At 71.2% G+C, this 18130-nt stretch carries 22 protein-coding genes; 12 read left to right on the top strand and 10 right to left on the bottom strand.

Going from position 1 to position 18130, the window contains the following annotated elements; translation table 11 throughout:
- Positions 1 to 12: 12 nt before the first annotated feature.
- A complete protein-coding gene (locus ACIRPU_RS26455; protein ID WP_403871615.1) occupies positions 13 to 864 on the bottom strand; it encodes a class I SAM-dependent methyltransferase in 852 nt (283 codons plus the stop codon).
- 100 nt (positions 865 to 964) lie between these two features.
- On the opposite strand from ACIRPU_RS26455, the gene ACIRPU_RS26460 reads away from it, so the two are divergent.
- Complete coding sequence (locus ACIRPU_RS26460; protein ID WP_355704041.1) at positions 965 to 1615, top strand: CGNR zinc finger domain-containing protein; 651 nt, start codon at positions 965 to 967, stop codon at positions 1613 to 1615.
- Here ACIRPU_RS26460 and sodX read toward each other — a convergent pair.
- Positions 1498 to 1932 carry a nickel-type superoxide dismutase maturation protease gene (gene sodX / locus ACIRPU_RS26465; RefSeq protein ID WP_355704170.1) on the bottom strand — a complete coding sequence of 145 codons (435 nt, stop codon included), beginning with the start codon at positions 1930 to 1932 and terminating at the stop codon, positions 1498 to 1500. The two genes, ACIRPU_RS26460 and sodX, sit on opposite strands and share 118 nt — an antisense overlap.
- Before the next feature lie 145 nt (positions 1933 to 2077).
- Between sodX and sodN the strand changes: the two genes are divergently transcribed.
- From sodN to ACIRPU_RS26485, 4 genes are all read left to right on the top strand, one after another.
- Positions 2078 to 2473: a superoxide dismutase, Ni gene (gene sodN, locus ACIRPU_RS26470; RefSeq protein ID WP_020130742.1), complete on the top strand. Its 396-nt coding sequence runs from the start codon at positions 2078 to 2080 to the stop codon at positions 2471 to 2473.
- Between the two features lie 160 nt (positions 2474 to 2633).
- Positions 2634 to 3035 carry a helix-turn-helix transcriptional regulator gene (locus ACIRPU_RS26475; RefSeq protein ID WP_384122367.1) on the top strand — a complete coding sequence of 134 codons (402 nt, stop codon included), beginning with the start codon at positions 2634 to 2636 and terminating at the stop codon, positions 3033 to 3035.
- 10 nt (positions 3036 to 3045) lie between these two features.
- Positions 3046 to 3459 (top strand): VOC family protein, encoded by a 414-nt coding sequence (locus ACIRPU_RS26480; RefSeq protein ID WP_054242786.1) that lies wholly within the window; start codon positions 3046 to 3048, stop codon positions 3457 to 3459.
- Positions 3456 to 4241 carry a VOC family protein gene (locus ACIRPU_RS26485; RefSeq protein ID WP_403871618.1) on the top strand — a complete coding sequence of 262 codons (786 nt, stop codon included), beginning with the start codon at positions 3456 to 3458 and terminating at the stop codon, positions 4239 to 4241. Before ACIRPU_RS26480 ends, ACIRPU_RS26485 begins: the two co-directional genes overlap by 4 nt.
- A gap of 40 nt (positions 4242 to 4281) precedes the next feature.
- Here ACIRPU_RS26485 and ACIRPU_RS26490 read toward each other — a convergent pair whose 3' ends face one another.
- The 3 genes from ACIRPU_RS26490 to ACIRPU_RS26500 are packed head-to-tail and all read right to left on the bottom strand — an operon-like array spanning position 4282 to position 5754.
- Positions 4282 to 4860, bottom strand: coding sequence for a histidine phosphatase family protein (locus ACIRPU_RS26490; RefSeq protein WP_384122361.1), 579 nt, complete (start codon positions 4858 to 4860; stop codon positions 4282 to 4284).
- 19 nt (positions 4861 to 4879) lie between these two features.
- Positions 4880 to 5122: a hypothetical protein gene (locus tag ACIRPU_RS26495; protein WP_384122358.1), complete on the bottom strand. Its 243-nt coding sequence runs from the start codon at positions 5120 to 5122 to the stop codon at positions 4880 to 4882.
- A 47-nt stretch (positions 5123 to 5169) separates the two neighbouring features.
- Positions 5170 to 5754: a dihydrofolate reductase family protein gene (locus tag ACIRPU_RS26500; RefSeq protein WP_403871621.1), complete on the bottom strand. Its 585-nt coding sequence runs from the start codon at positions 5752 to 5754 to the stop codon at positions 5170 to 5172.
- A 123-nt stretch (positions 5755 to 5877) separates the two neighbouring features.
- Between ACIRPU_RS26500 and ACIRPU_RS26505 the strand changes: the two genes are divergently transcribed.
- On the top strand, positions 5878 to 6483 hold the full coding sequence (locus tag ACIRPU_RS26505) for a TetR/AcrR family transcriptional regulator (protein WP_403871623.1): 606 nt from the start codon (positions 5878 to 5880) through the stop codon (positions 6481 to 6483).
- A 147-nt stretch (positions 6484 to 6630) separates the two neighbouring features.
- On the opposite strand, the gene ACIRPU_RS26510 is transcribed toward ACIRPU_RS26505, so the two are convergent.
- Together ACIRPU_RS26510 and ACIRPU_RS26515 are read right to left on the bottom strand one after the other, a co-directional pair.
- A complete protein-coding gene (locus ACIRPU_RS26510) occupies positions 6631 to 7689 on the bottom strand; it encodes a family 2 encapsulin nanocompartment cargo protein polyprenyl transferase (protein WP_403871730.1) in 1059 nt (352 codons plus the stop codon).
- Positions 7690 to 7739: 50 nt separating this feature from the next.
- Positions 7740 to 9146 (bottom strand): family 2B encapsulin nanocompartment shell protein, encoded by a 1407-nt coding sequence (locus tag ACIRPU_RS26515; protein ID WP_403871625.1) that lies wholly within the window; start codon positions 9144 to 9146, stop codon positions 7740 to 7742.
- 173 nt (positions 9147 to 9319) lie between these two features.
- On the opposite strand from ACIRPU_RS26515, the gene ACIRPU_RS26520 reads away from it, so the two are divergent.
- Positions 9320 to 10204, top strand: a complete 885-nt coding sequence (locus ACIRPU_RS26520) for a 1-aminocyclopropane-1-carboxylate deaminase/D-cysteine desulfhydrase (RefSeq protein ID WP_403871627.1) — start codon at positions 9320 to 9322, stop codon at positions 10202 to 10204.
- Between the two features lie 25 nt (positions 10205 to 10229).
- On the opposite strand, the gene ACIRPU_RS26525 is transcribed toward ACIRPU_RS26520, so the two are convergent.
- The gene (locus tag ACIRPU_RS26525; protein ID WP_403871629.1) at positions 10230 to 11828 is read right to left on the bottom strand and encodes a Na+/H+ antiporter; all 1599 of its coding nucleotides are present in this window, start codon (positions 11826 to 11828) and stop codon (positions 10230 to 10232) included.
- A 60-nt stretch (positions 11829 to 11888) separates the two neighbouring features.
- Between ACIRPU_RS26525 and ACIRPU_RS26530 the strand changes: the two genes are divergently transcribed.
- From ACIRPU_RS26530 to ACIRPU_RS26540, 3 genes are all read left to right on the top strand, one after another.
- On the top strand, positions 11889 to 12149 hold the full coding sequence (locus ACIRPU_RS26530; RefSeq protein WP_328479770.1) for a UBP-type zinc finger domain-containing protein: 261 nt from the start codon (positions 11889 to 11891) through the stop codon (positions 12147 to 12149).
- Between the two features lie 268 nt (positions 12150 to 12417).
- Positions 12418 to 12831 (top strand): anti-sigma regulatory factor, encoded by a 414-nt coding sequence (locus ACIRPU_RS26535; RefSeq protein ID WP_020130755.1) that lies wholly within the window; start codon positions 12418 to 12420, stop codon positions 12829 to 12831.
- A 17-nt stretch (positions 12832 to 12848) separates the two neighbouring features.
- Positions 12849 to 13955 carry an RNA polymerase sigma factor SigF gene (locus ACIRPU_RS26540; RefSeq protein WP_403871632.1) on the top strand — a complete coding sequence of 369 codons (1107 nt, stop codon included), beginning with the start codon at positions 12849 to 12851 and terminating at the stop codon, positions 13953 to 13955.
- A gap of 16 nt (positions 13956 to 13971) precedes the next feature.
- Here the strand turns inward: ACIRPU_RS26540 and ACIRPU_RS26545 are convergent, their stop codons facing one another.
- Positions 13972 to 14412 (bottom strand): hypothetical protein, encoded by a 441-nt coding sequence (locus ACIRPU_RS26545; protein ID WP_403871634.1) that lies wholly within the window; start codon positions 14410 to 14412, stop codon positions 13972 to 13974.
- A gap of 148 nt (positions 14413 to 14560) precedes the next feature.
- Here ACIRPU_RS26545 and ACIRPU_RS26550 point away from each other — a divergent pair, with 148 nt between their 5' ends.
- Entirely contained in the window at positions 14561 to 15529 is a 969-nt protein-coding gene (locus tag ACIRPU_RS26550) for a diacylglycerol kinase family protein (protein WP_355704028.1), read from the top strand.
- Positions 15530 to 15850: 321 nt separating this feature from the next.
- Entirely contained in the window at positions 15851 to 16108 is a 258-nt protein-coding gene (locus tag ACIRPU_RS26555; protein ID WP_006380970.1) for a WhiB family transcriptional regulator, read from the top strand.
- Positions 16109 to 16272: 164 nt separating this feature from the next.
- Here the strand turns inward: ACIRPU_RS26555 and ACIRPU_RS26560 are convergent, their stop codons facing one another.
- Entirely contained in the window at positions 16273 to 17739 is a 1467-nt protein-coding gene (locus tag ACIRPU_RS26560) for a sensor histidine kinase (protein ID WP_403871732.1), read from the bottom strand.
- Positions 17740 to 18130 lie beyond the last annotated feature (391 nt).

The following is an 18130-nucleotide window of genomic DNA, read 5'->3' on the forward strand; positions in this document are numbered from 1 at the left end:
CCGCGGGCGCGCTCACTTCAGCGCCAGCAACAGGGTGTCGGAGGGTGACGCCCACACGGGCCGAGCCTCGCTGAAGCCCTGTTCGAGCAGCACGCGAGCGTGCCAGGAGGCGGAGGGCATGTCGCCGTCGGCATGCTCGCCGTAGATCTCGAAGCGGCGCGCGGTCGGCCCGGCGAGGACGGGGTCCTGGGCGGCGAGCTGCCACCACTCGGCCCAGTCGAGCACCCCGTCGGCCCTGGCCCGATCCATGCGGGCGTGTCGCTGTGCGCGCTCCGCCGCGTTGATCCGGGGCGTCGTGTCGTCGATCATGTGGTCCGCGTTCATGAAGACACCGCCGTCGCGGACGAGTTCCGCGACCTGACCGTAGAGGGCGGCGAGAGGGTCGCTGTGCAGCCAGTGCAGGGCCGTGGCGGTCAGGACGGCGTCGTACGCGTCGTACGGCAGCCGGGCCGGCCAGTCGGGGTCCTTGAGGTCGGCCGTGACGAGGGTGACGCGGTCGTCGCCCTCGAAGGTGCCCTCGGCGATGGCGAGGAGCGCCGGGTCGAGGTCGACGCCGGTGCTGGTCGCGCCGGGGAGGCGGGCGAGCAGCCGGGCGGTGACGGTCCCGGTGCCGCAGGCGAGGTCGAGGACGCGCGGGGCGGGGCCGACGAGCCCCTCGACCATGTCGAGCATGATCCGGAAGCGTTCCTCGCGGTCGGGCATGTACCACTCCTGCTGGCGATCCCAGCTCCGCTGCCAGGCAGCCCAGTCGGCCCGGTCGGCGCCGGTCGTGGCACCGTTCACGGCACCATTTACGGCACTGGCCGTGGCACTCGTCGAGGCACTGGTCGTGACACCGTTCGTGGTCGTCTGCGCGTCCGTCATCGCAACCCTCCGCCGCCTTCGTCGCGTAATACCCTGGAAGCACGAACGGCCGTTACCCCGCCCGCATCCCGACCATAGAGCGCCCTCGTAAGGACTACAAGTGGAACTGGCCTATTACTCGGATTACGCCGTGCGCCTCGTCAACAGCGAGGAACCGGCCCGGGGCAAGGACGCGCTGACCTCGGTCGAGGCCGTGCGCGCCCTTTTCGGCGGCAACCAGTCGGCGGGCCGTCGGGCCACCGACGCGGACGTCACCCGGTTCCGCTCGGTCCGGGCCCGCCTGCGCGCGGTCTTCGAGGCGGCCGACGGCGGCGACGAGACCCTCGCGGTGGACCTGCTGAACTCGCTCCTCCTGGAGTTCCCGGTGAGCCCGCAGATCTCCGGCCACGACTTCCGCGACGACGACGGCCGCCCGCTGTGGCACATGCACCTGGCCGACCACCCGTCGAACGCGACGGCGGGCTACGCGGCCATCGCCGCCATGGGCCTGGCCTTCCACCTCACCGAGTACGGCGTCGACCGCCTCGGCCTGTGCGAGGCAGGCCCCTGCCGCAACGCCTACCTCGACACCTCGACCAACCGCTCCCGGCGCTACTGCTCCGACCGCTGCGCCACCCGCGCCAACGTGGCCGCCTACCGCGCCCGCAAGCGCCTGGAGGCGGACCGTACGGCCGGCACCGGCCTGGCCGCCGACAGCGCCCAGCGCACCACCGCCAGCGGCGAGCGCCGACCGGGCTTCAGCGGCCGGTAGCGCAGCCGCACCTTGCCCAGGATCAGCTCGTCGGGGACGGTCCCGTAATCGGTGCTGTCGCCGCCGGCGTAGGTGTTGTCCCCGCGGACCCACCACCCGCCCTCGCGGCGCTCCGCGGCCCGCTTGACGACGAGCAGGTCCTGCTGGAACGGATGCCGCAGCACGATCACGTCACCCGCCCGGACCCGGGCGCCGTACTGCACCACCAGCCGGTCCCCCTGGTACAGCGTGGGCACCATGGACGGGCCGGTCACCTCGGCCAGTCCGAAGAGCGCGGCCGCCCTCGCGCGCTCGGTCTCCTGCGACAGCTCCGGCATCGCCGGCACCTCCCCGGTCTGTTCCTCCACCAGTCTCAGTCTGACCCCGGACTTTTGTCCTAAGCCCATGGGGGCACTCGCGAAAAGCCATCTCCCAGGGAGTAATGTCCCACCTGAGAAGACGATCACGAGGAAGGAACGCTCCATGCTTTCCCGCCTGTTTGCCCCCAAGGTCAAGGTCAGCGCACACTGCGACCTGCCCTGCGGTGTGTACGACCCGGCCCAGGCCCGCATCGAGGCGGAGTCGGTGAAGGCCGTCCAGGAAAAGATGGCCGCCAACGACGACCCGCACTTCCAGGCGCGCGCCACCGTCATCAAGGAGCAGCGCGCCGAGCTCGCGAAGCACCACGTCTCCGTGCTGTGGAGCGACTACTTCAAGCCCCCGCACTTCGAGAAGTACCCCCAGCTGCACCAGCTGGTCAACGACACCCTGAAGGCCCTGTCGGCCGCCAAGGCCTCGACGGACCCGAAGACCGGCGAGAAGGCCCTGGAGCTCATCGCCGAGATCGACAAGATCTTCTGGGAGACCAAGAAGGCCTGATCTTCGCCCCGGGCCGTCCGACCTGCTCTCGCGCCGGTCGCCCGGCCCACCTGTCCGCACCCGGTCCGCGGGCCGCCGAACACGGCGTCCCCCTCGGTCCGGGTGCGGTCTCCTTTTCCGCCCCCCTCCCGGACCTCGCTCCGCGTGCGATGCTGGCCCCGTGACCCTCGAGGACCTGAAACGGCTGCGGCAGGCACGCGACCGGATGGACCGTGAGTACGCGGAACCACTGGACGTCGCCGCGCTCGCGCGCACCGCGCTGATGTCCCCGGGCCACTTCCAGCGCAGCTTCCGCGAGGCCTACGGCGAGACGCCCTACGGCTACCTGATGACCCGGCGGGTCGAGCGCGCCAAGACCCTCCTGCGCCGCGGCGACCTGACCGTGACGGAGGTCTGCATGGCGGTCGGCTGCACCTCGCTCGGCTCGTTCAGCTCCCGCTTCACCGAACTGGTCGGCGAGACCCCGAGCGCGTACCGGGCGCGGTCGCACGAGGCCGGCGCGGTGATCCCGTCCTGTGTGGCCCGGACGTACACCCGCCCGCTGCGCGGCCGGCCCACCTAGGCTGGACGCCATGGACCTCAAACTCCACCAGTGTTTCGTCGCCGTCGACGACCACGACAAGGCCCTGCACTTCTACGTCGAGGTGCTCGGTCTCGAAGTCCGCAACGACGTCTCCTTCGAGGGGATGCGGTGGGTGACCGTCGGATCACCGCTCCAGCCGGACGTGAACCTCGTGCTGGAGCCGCCGGGCGCGAACCCGGACTTCTCCCCCGCCGACCGGGAGGCGATGGCCCGGCTGCTCGCCAAGGGGGTGCTGCGCGGGGTCATCTTCACCACCGCCGACTGCGACGCGCTGCACGCGCGGGTGCGGGAGGCCGGCGTCGAGGTGCTCCAGGAGCCGACGGACCAGCCCTACGGGGTGCGCGACTGCGCGTTCCGGGACCCGGCGGGCAACATGCTGCGGTTCATGGAGCGGACCGGATGAGCCGATCGGTCCGCTGGGCCTACGCCTTCGTCGACCGGCCCGCCCACGGCTTCGCGCGGGCGTGCGACTTCTGGACCGCCGTCACGGACACGTCCCTGTCCGAACCCAGGGGCGGCGACGGAGAGTTCGTCACCCTGCTGCCGAAGGGCGCCGACGCCGACGCCTGCGTGAAGGCGCAGGCGGTCACGGAGGGCGAAGGCGGCGCGCATCTCGACCTCGCCGTCCAGGACGTGCCCGGTTTCGTCGCGGCGGCGCGGGAACGGGGCGCGGAGACGGCCGCCGCGCACGACGGCTGGGCCGTGCTGCGCTCCCCGGCCGGGCATTTGTTCTGCGCGGTGCCGTGGCAGGGGGAGTCCGTGCGGCCGCCCGTGGTGGCCGGCAGCCGTCTCGACCAGGTGTGCATGGACGTCTCGCCGTCGGCGTACGAGACCGAGGTCGCCTTCTGGAGCGCCCTGCTGCCCGACTGGTCGGCCCGGCCGGGCTCCCGGCCCGAGTTCCACGTGGTCGAGCCGCCGCCGGGGCTGCCGATCCGTATCCTGCTCCAGCGGCTCGACGCGGAAGGCGCTGTCCGCGCCCATCTCGACCTGGCCTGCGGCCCGGACATCGACGCCGTCCGCGCCCGCCACGAGGAGCTCGGCGCGGTCCTCGTCGCCCGCCATCCCCACTGGACGGTGATGCGCGACCCGACCGGCAACCTGTACTGCCTGACCGGGCGCGACGCGGAGACGGGCGGGCTGCCACGAGCCGGTTCCCGGGCCACAGGACCGACGACCGACCGCTGACCGCTGACCGACGACCGGCGACCGGCGACCGGCGAGCCGCCTACGGTCCCTCTCCCAGCGGCGCGCCCACCCGCAGGTTCCACCGCCCCGCCCGGCCGCTCAGGTCCACGGCCGTCAGCGGGCGCACGTCGAGGCGCCAGAAGGCCGGTTCCGGCAGGCCCAGCGCACGGACCAGCAGGGCTCGCACGACGTCGGGTTCCACCACGGCGGTCACCCGCCCCGGAGCGCGGGCGATGTCCTCCAGCCAGGCCCCGGCCCGGTCGCACAGCCCCCGCACCGTCTCACCGCCGTGCGGGGCATGTGTCGGATCCGTCAGCCAGGACGCCACCGCGTCCGGCTCGGCGGCCGTCACCTCGGTGAGGGTCCGGCCGCGCCAGCGGCCCACGTCGAGCGCGGCGGGCGCGGGTATCCGGGGCGCGGGCAGGCCCAGGGCCTCGGCGGTCTGCCGGCACCGCGCGGAGGGCGAGACCGCCGAGCGGTCCGCGCCGGGCAGCAGCGCCGCGACCGACCGGGCCTGGCGCACCCCGGCGTCGTCCAACTCGCAGCCGCCGTCGTCGAATCGCGCCTCACGCAGGGCCGAACTGATCGCCGGTGAGATCAAGGTCACTCGGCTGGTCATCGGTCTCCGCTCGGTGAGGTCAGGAGTTCGGGGCGGTCGGGGCGGCAGGGGCCCCGGGTTCCTCTTCGGTCTCGACGACCGCCTCGTGTTCGGTCTCGGCGACCTCGTGCCGGCCGCCCGGTTCCACGTACGCCTCGCACCGCGGGTTGTGACACGGGCCCGGCACCCAGCGCGGGACCCACGCGCCCAGCGTCTTGTGTCGCCGGACGACGGACTGCACAGGCTGCCCACAGGTGGGACAGACGCGTTGTTCCCGGTCCATGCCCTACAGAGTAGGGCGGCCCGGACGCGAGCGCTCCCCGCCGTACGTCAGCGCTCCCTGGCGTACGTCCGTACGACCGCGCCGTTGCCGAAGGAGCGCACTGCGCCGAAGGTGAAGCGGGCGGCGTCGAAGCCGGCGCCGAACATCGGCATGCCGGCGCCGTAGACGATCGGGTAGGTCTTGATCACGAGCTCGTCGATCTCGTCGAACAGCTCACCCGCGACACGGGAGCCGCCGCACAGGTAGATGTCGAGGCCGCCGTCCTCCGCCTTCAGCTCGCGGACCTTGTCGAGCAGGCCGTCCGCGATGATCTCGACGTCCGGGGAGGGCGATTCGCCCAGGGTGCGGGAGGCGACGTACTGGCGCAGGTGTGCGTACGGGCTGGGGATGCCCTCCTTCAGCGCCAGGTCGTAGCTGCCCCGGCCCTGGATGATCGTGTCGAACCTCTTGTTCTCCAGGTCGTCGAAGCCGAGCGCACGACGGCCCTGGGTCGGCACGGTCTCCGGGTGGTCCGTCCTGAGGAAGTCGAGGAACTCCTCGTCGACGTAGGGGAACATCGCCGCGGCGTCGCCGTTCACGTCTCCGATGAAGCCGTCGACGGAGCAGGCGATGAAGTACGTGAGCTTTCGCAAGTGGTGGCTCTTTCCGTAGGCTGACTTCGTTACCACTCCAGTTGTAGTACTTCAGTTGTAGTGGTTGCAAGAGAATTTCCCGGCGTTCCGGGAAAAGGCGCCAAGTGAGAGAGAAGGTTCCGCATGGCCGGAAATCCGGAGCGCCGGGCGGCCCTGGTGGACGCCGGGGTGGAGGTGCTCGCGCGTGAGGGCGCGCGAGGGCTCACGTTCCGCGCCGTGGACTCGGCGGCGGCGGTGCCGGTGGGCACCGCCTCCAACTACTTCACCGGGCGCGACGACCTGCTGCGGCAGATCGACGCCCGGCTGCACGTCCGGCTGGCGCCCGACCCCGAGGTGCTCGGCGCGCTGCTGGCCCGGCCGCGCGACCGCTCCCTGGTCACGGGGTTCATGCACGACCTGATGGCCCGCGCGACCCATGACCGGAGCGGCTACCTCGCCCTGCTGGAGATGCGACTCGAGGCCACCCGGCGCCCGGACCTCCGCGCCTCCTTCACCACGTCGGTGCGCGGCGACCTCCAGTACGGCATGGACTTCCACCGCGAGGCCGGCCTGCCCGGCGGCGACGAGACCGTCGTCGTCGTGTACCTCGCGATGCTCGGGCTGATCCTGGAGCACCTGACCCTGCCGGGCGTCCTGGACGGCGTCCTGCCGGGGGTGGGGGTGCCGGAGGGACTGGTCGAGCGGATCGTGGCGGCGGTGGTGCCGGACGGCGGCGGGGCACCCGCGTAGGCCGCACGGCGGCGGGTCCCGGACACCCTGGAGGTGTGCGGGACCCGTCGGGCCTTCACTGGAAACGGTCCGGCTTCCTCCGTCGCCTCTCGTACGCGGGCCTGACGTGACCTGACCGGTCAGGTCACGTCAGGCCCGGTCCGGTCGTCAAGTGCTGCGCCGGGTCACGAACTCCGCCAGGGACAGCAGGCCGCCCGCCGACTCCGGGTCCGGGATCGCCCGGGCCAGTTCGTGCATCGCCCGGGCCATCCGGTCGGCCGCCTGCTCCTGCGCCCACTCGCGGCCGCCGGCCCGTTCGACGGCCAGCGTCGTGCGGTCCAGGTCGGCCGGGTCGTAGGGCGCCCCGTACAGCGCGGCCAGTTCGCCGGCCGCCGGGGTGCCGGAGGTCAGCGCGGCGACCACCGGCAGGGACTTCTTGCGGGCGGCGAGATCCGCGCCGGCCGGCTTACCGGTGTGCCGCGGGTCTCCCCACAGGCCGATGACGTCGTCGATGAGCTGGAAGGCGAGCCCGGCCTCCCGGCCGAACGCGTCCAGCGCGTCCACGTCCTCCTCGGCCGCCCCCGCGTACAGCGCGCCCACGGCGCAGGCGCAGCCGAGCAGCGCTCCCGTCTTGGCCTCGGCCATGACGAGGACCTCGTCGAGGGTGATCTCGGCGGGGCCGCGTTTCTCCATGGCCGTGTCCGCCTGCTGGCCGACGCAGAGTTCGACCACACAGGCCGCGACCCGGCCGACGGCCGCCGAGGACGCGGGATGCGGATCCGCGGCCAGCAGCCCGAGGGCGAGGGCCTGCAGGGCGTCCCCGGCGAGGATCGCGTCGGCGTCGCCGAACACGGTCCAGGCGGTGGGGCGGTGCCGGCGGGTGGTGTCCCGGTCCATCACGTCGTCGTGCAACAGCGTGAAGTTGTGGACCAGTTCGATCGCCGCGGCGGCCCGCAGCGCCGCCGCGCGGGCCGCCGGGCCACCGAGCGCGGAGGCCGCGGCGAGCACGAGGGCCGGGCGGATCGCCTTGCCCGCGTTGCCCGCCGTCGGGGTGCCGTCCGCGTCCTCCCAGCCGAAGTGGTAGAGCGCGACCCGGCGCATGGAGCCGGGCAACGAGTCGATGGCCGCGCGCAGTTCGGGGTCGACCGACGCCCGGGAGCGTTCCAGGACCACCGCCGCGTCGTGCCCGTCGGCCGGCCCCGGACCGGTGTCGCCCTGACTGCCGATGAGCCCCCGCCTTTCGCGCGCCTCACCCCGGTACCGCCTGGTGGCGGAAGTCACCGCCAGCGGCCGATCTCGACGTTCTCCAGGACGCCCAGCGCGTCCGGCACGAGGACCGCGGCCGAGTAGTAGGCCGTGACCAGGTACTTGATGATGGCCTGTTCGTTGATGCCCATGAACCGCACGGACAGGCTCGGCTCGATCTCGTCCGGGATGCCGGACTGGCGCAGTCCGATGACGCCCTGGTCCTCCTGGCCCAGGCGCAGCGCGATGATGGAGCTGGTGCGGGCCTCGGTGACCGGGATCTTGTTGCACGGGTAGATCGGCACCCCGCGCCAGGTCGGGATCCGGTTGCCGCCGACGTCGATCGTCTCGGGGACCAGCCCGCGCTTGTTGAGCTCACGGCCGATCGCGGAGATCGCCCGCGGGTGGGCGAGCAGCATCTTGGTGCCGCGCCGCCTGCTGAGCAGTTCGTCCAGGTCGTCCGGGCTGGGCACGCCGTCGTGCGGCTGGAGCCGCTGGTCGTACTCGCAGTTGTGCAGCAGCCCGAACTCGCGGTTGTTGACGAGCTCGTGCTCCTGGCGTTCCTTGAGCGCCTCGACCGTCAGACGCAACTGCTGCTCGGTCTGGTTCATCGGCTGGTTGTACAGGTCGGCCACACGTGAGTGGATGCGCAGGACGGTCTGGGCGATGCTCAGTTCGTACTCGCGCGGCCGGGCGTCGTAGTCCACGAACGTGTGCGGGATGTCCGGCTCACCGGCGTGACCGGCGGCGAGGTCGACCTCCTTCTCGCCGTACTTGTTGGTGCGCTGCTCGGGGATCGCGCGCAGCTCCTGGAGGTGCTCGCTCAGTGACTCGGCACGCTCCGCGACCTGCTCGACGTCCTGCCGGGCCAGGATCAGCACCGTGCAGGCCGTGTCCGCGCGGGCCGTGTACTCCCAGATGGCGTCCGCGTCGAGCAGCGTCTGGTCACCGAAGTACGCGCCGTCCGCGAGGACGCCGAGCACCTGGTCGTCGCCGTAGGGGCCGGTGCCGACCTTCTCGACGCGGCCGTGCGCCAGCAGGTAGACCTCGTCGCTCTGGCTGCCGAAGGAGGCGATGACCTCACCCGGGCCGAACTCCCGCTGCCGGCAGCGGGAGGCGAGTTCCTCGAGCACCTCCTGGTCCTCGTAGGAGCGCAGCGCGGGCAGTTCGCCCAGCTCGGCCGGGATGACCTCGACGCGGTCGCCGGTCTTCACGAACGTGATGCGGCCGTCGCCCACCGCGTATGTGAGTCGCCTGTTGACCCGGTACGTACCGCCCTGCACATCCACCCAGGGCAGATTTCGCAGCAGCCAGCGGGAGCTGATCTCCTGCATCTGCGGTGCGGACTTGGTCGTGGTGGCCAGGTTCCGCGCGGCCGCGGTGCCGAGACTCTGCTGCGGCTTGCCCGAATCCGCACGGACCTCTTCGCCTACCGACATGAGAAATGCCCTCCCGATTCATGCACGGGCGCCGAACTGCGCCGGTGCACTTCGTTCACGCCACAAGCCTTCCATCACGGTGTGTGCTCGTGCTATTACCCGAAAGAGCGGGAATGGATCAACGCGGGCAGGGAACAGGTACGTTTCACCGAACGGTGTTCGACAATGAGCGGGTGACCGACCTCCGCCCCCGCCTGCCGTCTCGCCTCCAGGAAGTGTCCGACGAACGGTTCGAGCGGCACGGCGTGCGGCTGCTGCTGAAGCGGGACGACCTGATCCACCCCGAGCTGATCGGCAACAAGTGGCGCAAGCTCGCGCCCAACCTGGAGCGGGCGGCGGGGCGGACGCTCCTCACCTTCGGGGGCGCCTACTCCAACCACCTGCGGGCCACGGCCGCCGCTGGGCGGCTCCTCGGGCTGCCCACGGTGGGCGTGGTGCGCGGCGACGAACTGGCCGGCCGGCCGCTGAACCCGTCCCTGGCCCGGTGCGCGGCCGACGGCATGCGGCTGCGCTTCGTGGAACGCTCGACGTACCGTCGCAAGAGCGAGCCGGACGTACTCGGGAAGCTGCTGGACGCGGTCGGCGCGCGGGACGCGTACGTCGTGCCCGAGGGCGGCAGCAACGCGGCGGCGGTCCGCGGCTGCCGGGCGCTCGGCGAGGAGCTGCGCGGCCGTACCGACGTCGTCGCCCTCGCGTGTGGCACCGGCGGCACCCTCGCCGGCCTGGCCGCCGGCCTCTCACCCGGTCAGCGGACCCTGGGCATACCGGTCCTCAGAGGGGGCTTCCTGAGCGAGGGGATACAGGCGCTCCAGGAGGAGGCGTTCGGCGGCCGACGGGGCGAGTGGCGGCTCGACGAACGCTTCCACTTCGGCGGATACGCCCGTCTCACCCCCGAGCTCGAGACCTTCGCCGCGGACTTCGAGCGACGCCACGCGGTGCCCGTGGAACGTCTCTATGTCGCCAAGTCGCTGTACGGCCTTGTCGCCCTGGCCGAGGAGGGCGCCTTCCCGCGCGGCACGACGGTGACGGCCGTGATCACGGGCCGCCCGTTCCCCTGACGGCGAGGGCCGGCGGGCGACGGGCCTACGCCGCCTCCCGGAACGCCGCCGCCTCCTCCAGGTCCAGTCGGCGCAGCAGCGTGCGCAGCATCTCGTCGTCGATGTAGCGGCCGTCCCGCAGCCGGACGAACATCTCGCGCTCGGCGCTGATCATCTCCCGCGAGAGGCGCCGGTAGGTGTCGTCGACGGTCTCGCCGGTGACCGGGTTGACCTGGCCCAGGCGCTCCCAGACGGCGTTGCGGCGCCGCTCCAGGACGCTGCGCAGACGGTCGGCGAGCGGCGGCGGCAGCGCGTTGCGCTCGTCGGAGAGCAGCGCGTCCAGGCGCTCCTCGGCGACCCGGGAGGCCTGTGCCTGGGCATTGGCCTCGGCGAGCGTCGCGGCCTGCGGGTCGGGCTCGGGGAACTTCAGCAGGCGGATCAGCGGGGGCAGGCTCAGCCCCTGCACCACCAGGGTGCCGATGACCGTCGTGAAGGTGAGGAAGAGGATCAGATTGCGGTACGGGAAGGGCGCCTCGCCGTGGTCCACGGTGAGCGGGATGGAGAAGGCGATGGCGAGCGAGACCACCCCCCGCATGCCGGCCCAGGCGATGACGATCGGCCCCCGCCAGGTCGGATTCTCCTCCCGCGCGCGGATGCGTGCCGACAGCAGCCGGGGCAGGAACGTCGCCGGGTACACCCACAGGAAGCGCGCCGCCACGACCACGAGGAACAGCGCGACGGCGTACCAGGCTGCGTCCGCGCCCTTGTAGGAGCCGAGTCCCTTCAGGACGACGGGGAGCTGGAGGCCGATCAGCGCGAAGACCGCCGACTCCAGGACGAAGGCGACCATCTTCCACACGGCCTCCTCCTGGAGGCGGGTCGCGAAGTCGACCTCCCACGCGCGGTGGCCCAGGTAGAGCGCGACGACGACCACCGCGATGACGCCGGAGGCGTGGAACTGCTCGGCGGCCGCGTACGCGACGAAGGGGATCAGCAGGGAGAGCGTGTTCTGGAGCAGGGGCTCCTTGAGGTGGGTGCGCAGCCAGTGCAGCGGGACCATCAGGATCAGGCCGACGGCGGTGCCGCCGACCGCCGCCACCAGGAACTCCTCGATACCGCCGGCCCAGGACGCGCCCTCGCCGACCACGACCGCGAGGGCCACCTTGTAGGCGGTGATCGCGGTGGCGTCGTTCAGCAGCGACTCGCCCTGGAGGATCGTGGTGATCCGTGACGGCAGGCCGACCCGGCGGGCCACCGCCGTGGCCGCGACCGCGTCCGGCGGCGCCACCACCGCGCCCAGCACCAGCGCCGCCGTCAGCGGCAGCCCGGGAACGATCAGATAGGCGGCCCAGCCGACGACGAAGGTCGCGAAGAGCACGTACCCGACCGACAGCAGGGCCACCGGCCGCAGCTGGGCGCGCAGGTCGAGATAGGAGCTGTCGGTGGCCGACGTGTACAGCAGCGGGGGCAGCAAGAGCGGCAGCACGACGTCCGGTTCCAGGGTGTAGTCGGGCACCCCCGGCACGTAGGACACCACCAGGCCGACCGCCACGAGCAGCAGCGGCGCGGGCACCGGGGTGCGCCTGGCCGCCGCCGCGCACGCCGCACTGCCGGCCACCAGCAACAGCAGTGGCATCACGTCCATGTCTCGCCCGCCCTCGTTTTTCCGCGCGATCGTCCGCGCGCGCGTCGTAATCTGGCAATCATGAAACAGTGCACGCACGCCGACGCGCTGCCCCACCCGGAACCCGTCCCGCTCGGTGAGACGTGTCCGGAGTGCCTGCGGGACGGCACCCACCCGGTGCAACTTCGGCTGTGCCTGACCTGCGGCCATGTCGGCTGCTGCGACTCCTCGCCGAGCAGGCACGCGACGGAGCACCACAAGGAGTCGGGTCACCCGGTGATGCGGACCTTCGAACCCGGCGAGAACTGGCGCTGGTGCTTCGTCGACCACGTCCTCGTATGAGGAGACCATGACGCCCCGGCCGTCCGGCGGGTACGGTTCGACCATCTGACGCCTGGGTACGTCAACCCGGCGCGCCCTGTTCCCATTTGGGCCGACCGACCACTAGACACGGAGCGTGTTCACAGCTTTACTGTGAGTGACGCCAGGGGGTTGGGGTCCCGGGGACAGAAACTTGAGAGCGCGATAGCGTCACCGCTGCACCACACACGCGTTACCCCGGGGGGCGACCCTCGGCCCCGAGAAAGCTTGTACCACCTTGGAGGTGAGGGTGTCCCAGATCGCAGGCGAGCCCGCGACCCAGGACTTCGTGGAAGTCCGGCTGCCGGCTGCGGGTGCCTACCTGTCGGTGCTGCGGACGGCCACGGCCGGCCTCGCGGCCCGTTTGGACTTCACCCTGGACGAGATCGAGGACCTGCGCATCGCGGTGGACGAGGCCTGCGCGATCCTGCTTCAGCAGGCCGTGCCGGGCTCGGTACTCAGTTGCGTGTTCCGACTCGTCGACGACTCACTGGAAGTCACCGTCTCCGCGCCGACCACGGACGGACACGCCCCCTCACGGGACACCTTCGCCTGGACCGTCCTGTCCGCCCTCGCGGGCAAGGTGTCCTCCGCCGTCGACGAGGACAAGACCGTGACGATCAGTCTCTACAAACAGCGCGGCGCGGGACCCGGGCCGGCGTGAGGAACGGGGACGGGCCGGTGCGGGACGAAGAGCGCGGCACACGGGAGCTGCCGGCCGAGAACGCCGAGATTCCAGTCTCTCCGGACGGTTCCCGACGCATGGCGGACGGTATCGACGGCATTCCCGAGCAGGCCCGGCCGCATCCGGAGGACGACTCGGTCTCCGCGCAGGCGGGCCCGCCGGAAGGTGCCGTGCAGGGCTCGCCTCGGGAGAGGCGGATCGGGGGCTCGCCCCCGGGCCGAGCAGAGGCGAGGGCTCGACAGAGGGCGACGGGCGGGACAATGAGCGAGCACCAGCGAGACGGCGAACAGAGCGTGCCGGGCACGCAGCACGAACCACCGGCCACCCCCGTGCCGGGACCCCCCGCGCCGGGGGACCGCAGCGGCGCACGGGCGATGTTCGTCGAGCTGCGCAAGCTCGAGAGCAGCAGTGCCGAGTACGCGGAGATGCGCAACCAGCTGGTCCGCATGCATCTGCCGCTCGTCGAGCACCTCGCGCGGCGCTTCCGCAACCGCGGCGAGCCGCTGGACGACCTGACCCAGGTCGCCACCATCGGCCTGATCAAGTCGGTCGACCGCTTCGACCCGGAGCGTGGCGTGGAGTTCTCCACGTACGCGACCCCGACGGTCGTCGGCGAGATCAAGCGGCACTTCCGTGACAAGGGCTGGGCGGTGCGGGTGCCGCGCAGGCTCCAGGAGCTGCGCCTGGCGCTGACCACGGCGACGGCCGAGCTGTCGCAGCAGCACGGCCGCTCCCCCACGGTCCACGAGCTCGCCGAGAAGCTGGCGATCTCGGAGGAGGAGGTCCTGGAGGGCCTGGAGTCCGCCAACGCGTACTCCACCCTCTCCCTGGACGTACCCGACACCGACGACGAGTCACCGGCGGTCGCGGACACTCTGGGCGCGGAGGACGAGGCGCTGGAGGGCGTCGAGTACCGGGAGTCCCTCAAGCCGCTCCTGGAGGACCTCCCGCCGCGCGAGAAGCGGATCCTGCTGCTGCGCTTCTTCGGCAACATGACCCAGTCGCAGATCGCGCAGGAGGTCGGCATCTCGCAGATGCACGTCTCGCGGCTGCTGGCCCGCACGCTGGCCCAGCTGCGGGAGAAACTGCTCGTCGAGGAGTAGCGCCCCAGCGGTGCCGCTACTCCGATGCGCGACCCGGCCCCCGGATCCCGAGGGCCCGGGTCGTCTCTTTGTTGACGAGCAGGACGAGCGAAGCGACGGCGATGGCCGCGAGCGCGATGCCCGCCGGGATCGCCATGCTGTCGGCCTGCAACAGGTTGTAGGCCACCGGCAGCGCCATGATCTGGGTGATGACGGCGGGCCCCCGGCTCCAGCTGCGCAGACCCAGCAGCCCACGGGCGGCGAGCAGCGGCAGCAGCGCGAGCACGAGCAGCGTGACTCCGCCGGTGACGGCCTGCTGACGGTCGTCCGGATCGCCGCCGATCCCCAGGGCGAACATCCACACCCCGCCGACGACCAGCGCCAGCCCCTCCAGGGCGACGAGCGCGGCGGCGTACGTCAGCCGGCGCGGGCGGGGTTCTGCGGTTTCCGGGGCGGCGGAAGTCTGGTCACTGCTCACCTCAGAAGGGTAGCCCGCACCCCTGACCGGGCCCCGGGCCGCCCGCGCTGGCGGGCGCGGCGCTCGTGTCGAGGCTCACCCCGCGATCTCTTACCCGATCCCCACCTCGGCCTGTGCCCGGTACCACCCAGTAGGTACGCTGCAACTCATGCGTGCACTTCTCGTGGTCAATCCGGCGGCAACCACTACGAGTGCACGGACGCGCGACGTCCTCATCCACGCGCTCGCGAGCGAGATGAAGCTCGATGCGGTCACCACCGAGTACCGCGGGCACGCGCGAGACCTGGGCCGGCAGGCGGCGGACAGCGGGAACGTCGATCTGGTGGTCGCCCTGGGGGGCGACGGCACGGTCAACGAGGTGGTCAACGGCCTCCTGCACGACGGCCCCGATCCGGCCAACCTGCCCGGCGTCGCGGTGGTCCCCGGCGGCTCCACCAACGTCTTCGCCCGCGCCCTCGGCCTGCCCAACGATCCGGTGGAAGCCACCGGCGCGCTGCTGGACGCCCTGCGGGAGAACAGAGAGCGCACGGTCGGGCTCGGCCTCGCCGCGGGCACGCCGGGCACGGAGGACGAGGCGGTGCCCTCGCGCTGGTTCACGTTCAACGCCGGGCTCGGCTTCGACGCCGGGGTGGTCGGGCGGGTGGAGCAGCAGCGCGAGCGCGGCAGAAGATCCACCCACGCTCTTTACATCCGTCAGGCCGTGCGCCAGTTGTTGGGTGAGTCACAGCGCCGGCACGGGTCGATCACCCTGGAGCGGCCGGGCGCGGACCCGGTGACCGATTTGGTGCTGTCCATAGTCTGCAACACGGCTCCGTGGACCTATCTGGGCAATCGCCCGGTGTACGCGTCACCTAAGGCCTCGTTCGATACAGGGCTCGACGTACTGGGTCTCAGCCGTCTGTCCACGGCGTCGGTTGCCCGATATGGCACCCAGTTGCTCACTTCGTCCCCCGAGCGAGGCCCGCACGGCAAGCATGCCGTCTCACTGCACGATCTGGACCAGTTCACCTTGCATTCGAAGGTCCCTTTGCCCCTTCAGATGGACGGTGACCACCTGGGGCTGCGAACAAGCGTGACGTTCACAGGCGTACGCCGTGCACTGCGTGTGATTGTGTGAGCAGAAAGGGCTGAAGTCCTTTCACTCGAACGTTTAGGCCAGGGTCCACCCCATGGAAGTACGGCTGTGACCTAGTCGACACCGAGGAATCAAAAAAAACTTTCCGGAAGGGGTTGTATCCGCCGCTGAGGTTTGCGAGTCTCTACGTGGCGATCGGGACAGCCCGCAACACCGGCATCCACTGATCATCGGAACCCCTCTTCAAACACACAGGACCAAGGCCAGGCAATCTGGCTGGTGGCCCTTCACTTGTTGAGGGATTCGTGAAAGCGTTCACATTCACAAGCAACCCGCACGTAATACCAAGGAGAGGTAGCAGCCATGGACTGGCGTCACAACGCCGTTTGCCGCGAGGAAGACCCCGAGCTCTTCTTCCCCATCGGCAACACCGGTCCTGCGCTGCTGCAGATCGAGGAAGCCAAGGCCGTCTGCCGTCGCTGCCCGGTTATGGAGCAGTGTCTGCAGTGGGCGCTCGAGTCCGGTCAGGACTCCGGCGTCTGGGGTGGCCTCAGCGAGGACGAGCGTCGTGCGATGAAGCGCCGCGCCGCCCGCAACCGGGCCCGTCAGGCCACCGCCTGACAAGACCCGCCCCGCAAGCCTGAGCTTGGCGGCGCGTACAGCGAGTACGCAACTCCCGCCCCCGAGCCGCAGCGCGCAGTACCCCCGATGCGCAGCACAAGCTGGCAACGAGCATTCGAGCCCCGGACCCCTGAACGGTCCGGGGCTTCTTGCTGTGCGTTCCACTACTTCTGCGCGCGCACCGGGATGTCCAGGATCACCTGAGTGCCGCGCTCCGGACCCGGGACCATGTCGAAGGTTCCGCCCAACTCGCCCTCCACCAGCGTCCGTACGATCTGGAGGCCGAGGTTGCCGGAGGTGTGCGGGTCGAAGCCCTCGGGCAGCCCGACGCCGTCGTCCTGGACGGTGACCAGGAGACGCGTCTCCTTCGTGGTGCCGCCGCGGACCGCGGAGACCTCGACCGTGCCGGTGTCGCCCTCGCCGAAGCCGTGCTCCAGGGCGTTCTGCAGGATCTCGGTGAGGACCATGGACAGCGGGGTGGCGACCTCGGCGTCCAGGATGCCGAAGCGTCCGGTGCGCCGGCCGGCGACCTTGCCCGGCGAGATCTCGGCGACCATCGCCAGCACCCGGTCGGCGATCTCGTCGAACTCGACCCGCTCGTCCAGGTTCTGAGACAGCGTCTCATGCACGATGGCGATCGAGCCGACCCGGCGGACCGCCTCCTCCAGCGCCTCCCGGCCGCGCTCGGACTCGATGCGCCGGGCCTGGAGGCGCAACAGGGCCGCCACCGTCTGGAGGTTGTTCTTCACCCGGTGGTGGATCTCCCGGATGGTCGCGTCCTTGGTGATCAACTCGCGCTCGCGACGGCGCAGTTCGGTGACGTCCCGGAGCAGCACGAGCGCGCCGACGCGGGTGCCCTTGGGCTTGAGCGGGATCGCCCGGAACTGGATGACCCCGTCCTTGGCCTCGATCTCGAACTCGCGGGGCGCCCAACCGCTGGCCACCTTGGCGAGCGCCTCGTCCACCGGGCCCCTGGTCGGCGCGAGTTCCGCCGTGGTCAGGCCGAGGTGCTGGCCGACCAGGTCGGAGGCCAGACCCATGCGGTGGTAGGCCGACAGCGCGTTCGGGGAGGCGTACTGGACGATCCCGTCGACGTCGACGCGGATCAGGCCGTCGCCGGCGCGCGGGGCCGCGTCCATGTCCATCTGCTGGTTGGGGAACGGGAAGGAGCCGGCCGCGATCATCTGTGCGAGGTCGGAGGCGCTCTGGAGGTAGGTGAGCTCCAGGCGGCTGGGGGTGCGCACGGTGAGCAGGTTGGTGTTGCGGGCGATGACCCCGAGGACACGCCCGTCACGCCGTACGGGGATCGACTCGACCCGGACGGGGACCTCCTCGCGCCACTCCGGGTCGCCCTCGCGCACGATCCGGCCCTCGTCCAGGGCGGCGTCGAGCAGGGGTCGGCGGCCGCGCGGGACGAGGTGGCCGACCATGTCGTCCTGGTAGGAGGTCGGGCCGGTGTTGGGCCGCATCTGGGCGACGGAGACATAGCGGGTGCCGTCGCGGGTGGGGACCCACAGGACCAGGTCGGCGAAGGAGAGGTCGGAGAGCAGCTGCCACTCCGAGACCAGCAGATGGAGCCACTCGAGGTCGGAGTCGTCGAGTGCGGTGTGCTGGCGTACGAGTTCGTTCATGGAGGGCACGTCTGCGAGCGTACCTGTGGGTTTGTGCGGGGCCTAAACCTGCCTACGGAGCGCGGTCGGCCGTATGCGGCCCGGGCCCGGAAACACCCGCGGGCCGCGGCGCCTGAGAGGGACCCTCAGCCCTCCCGGCACCGCAGCCCGGAGCAATATCGGCCGCGGGGTGTGCGGTCCCGTCGACCGAAGGGTGAGGAGCCGGGGCAGTCAGGGCAGAGAGCACCGGGTCCTCGGTCCGCCTTCCTGTGCGGGGAAGACGGAAGTTCTGTGTGTCGCTCCCTTCCATTGTGGACTAGACCACTAGGGGTGTCCACGTGTGGAAGGTCGTTCGTTGTTGTGGGTATGCGGACGTTCTGACATCCACAACGCAGCCTAGCCTGTGCGGGTT

It is taken from the genome of Streptomyces sp. NPDC102259 (assembly GCF_044766465.1).
Lineage (GTDB): Bacteria > Actinomycetota > Actinomycetes > Streptomycetales > Streptomycetaceae > Streptomyces.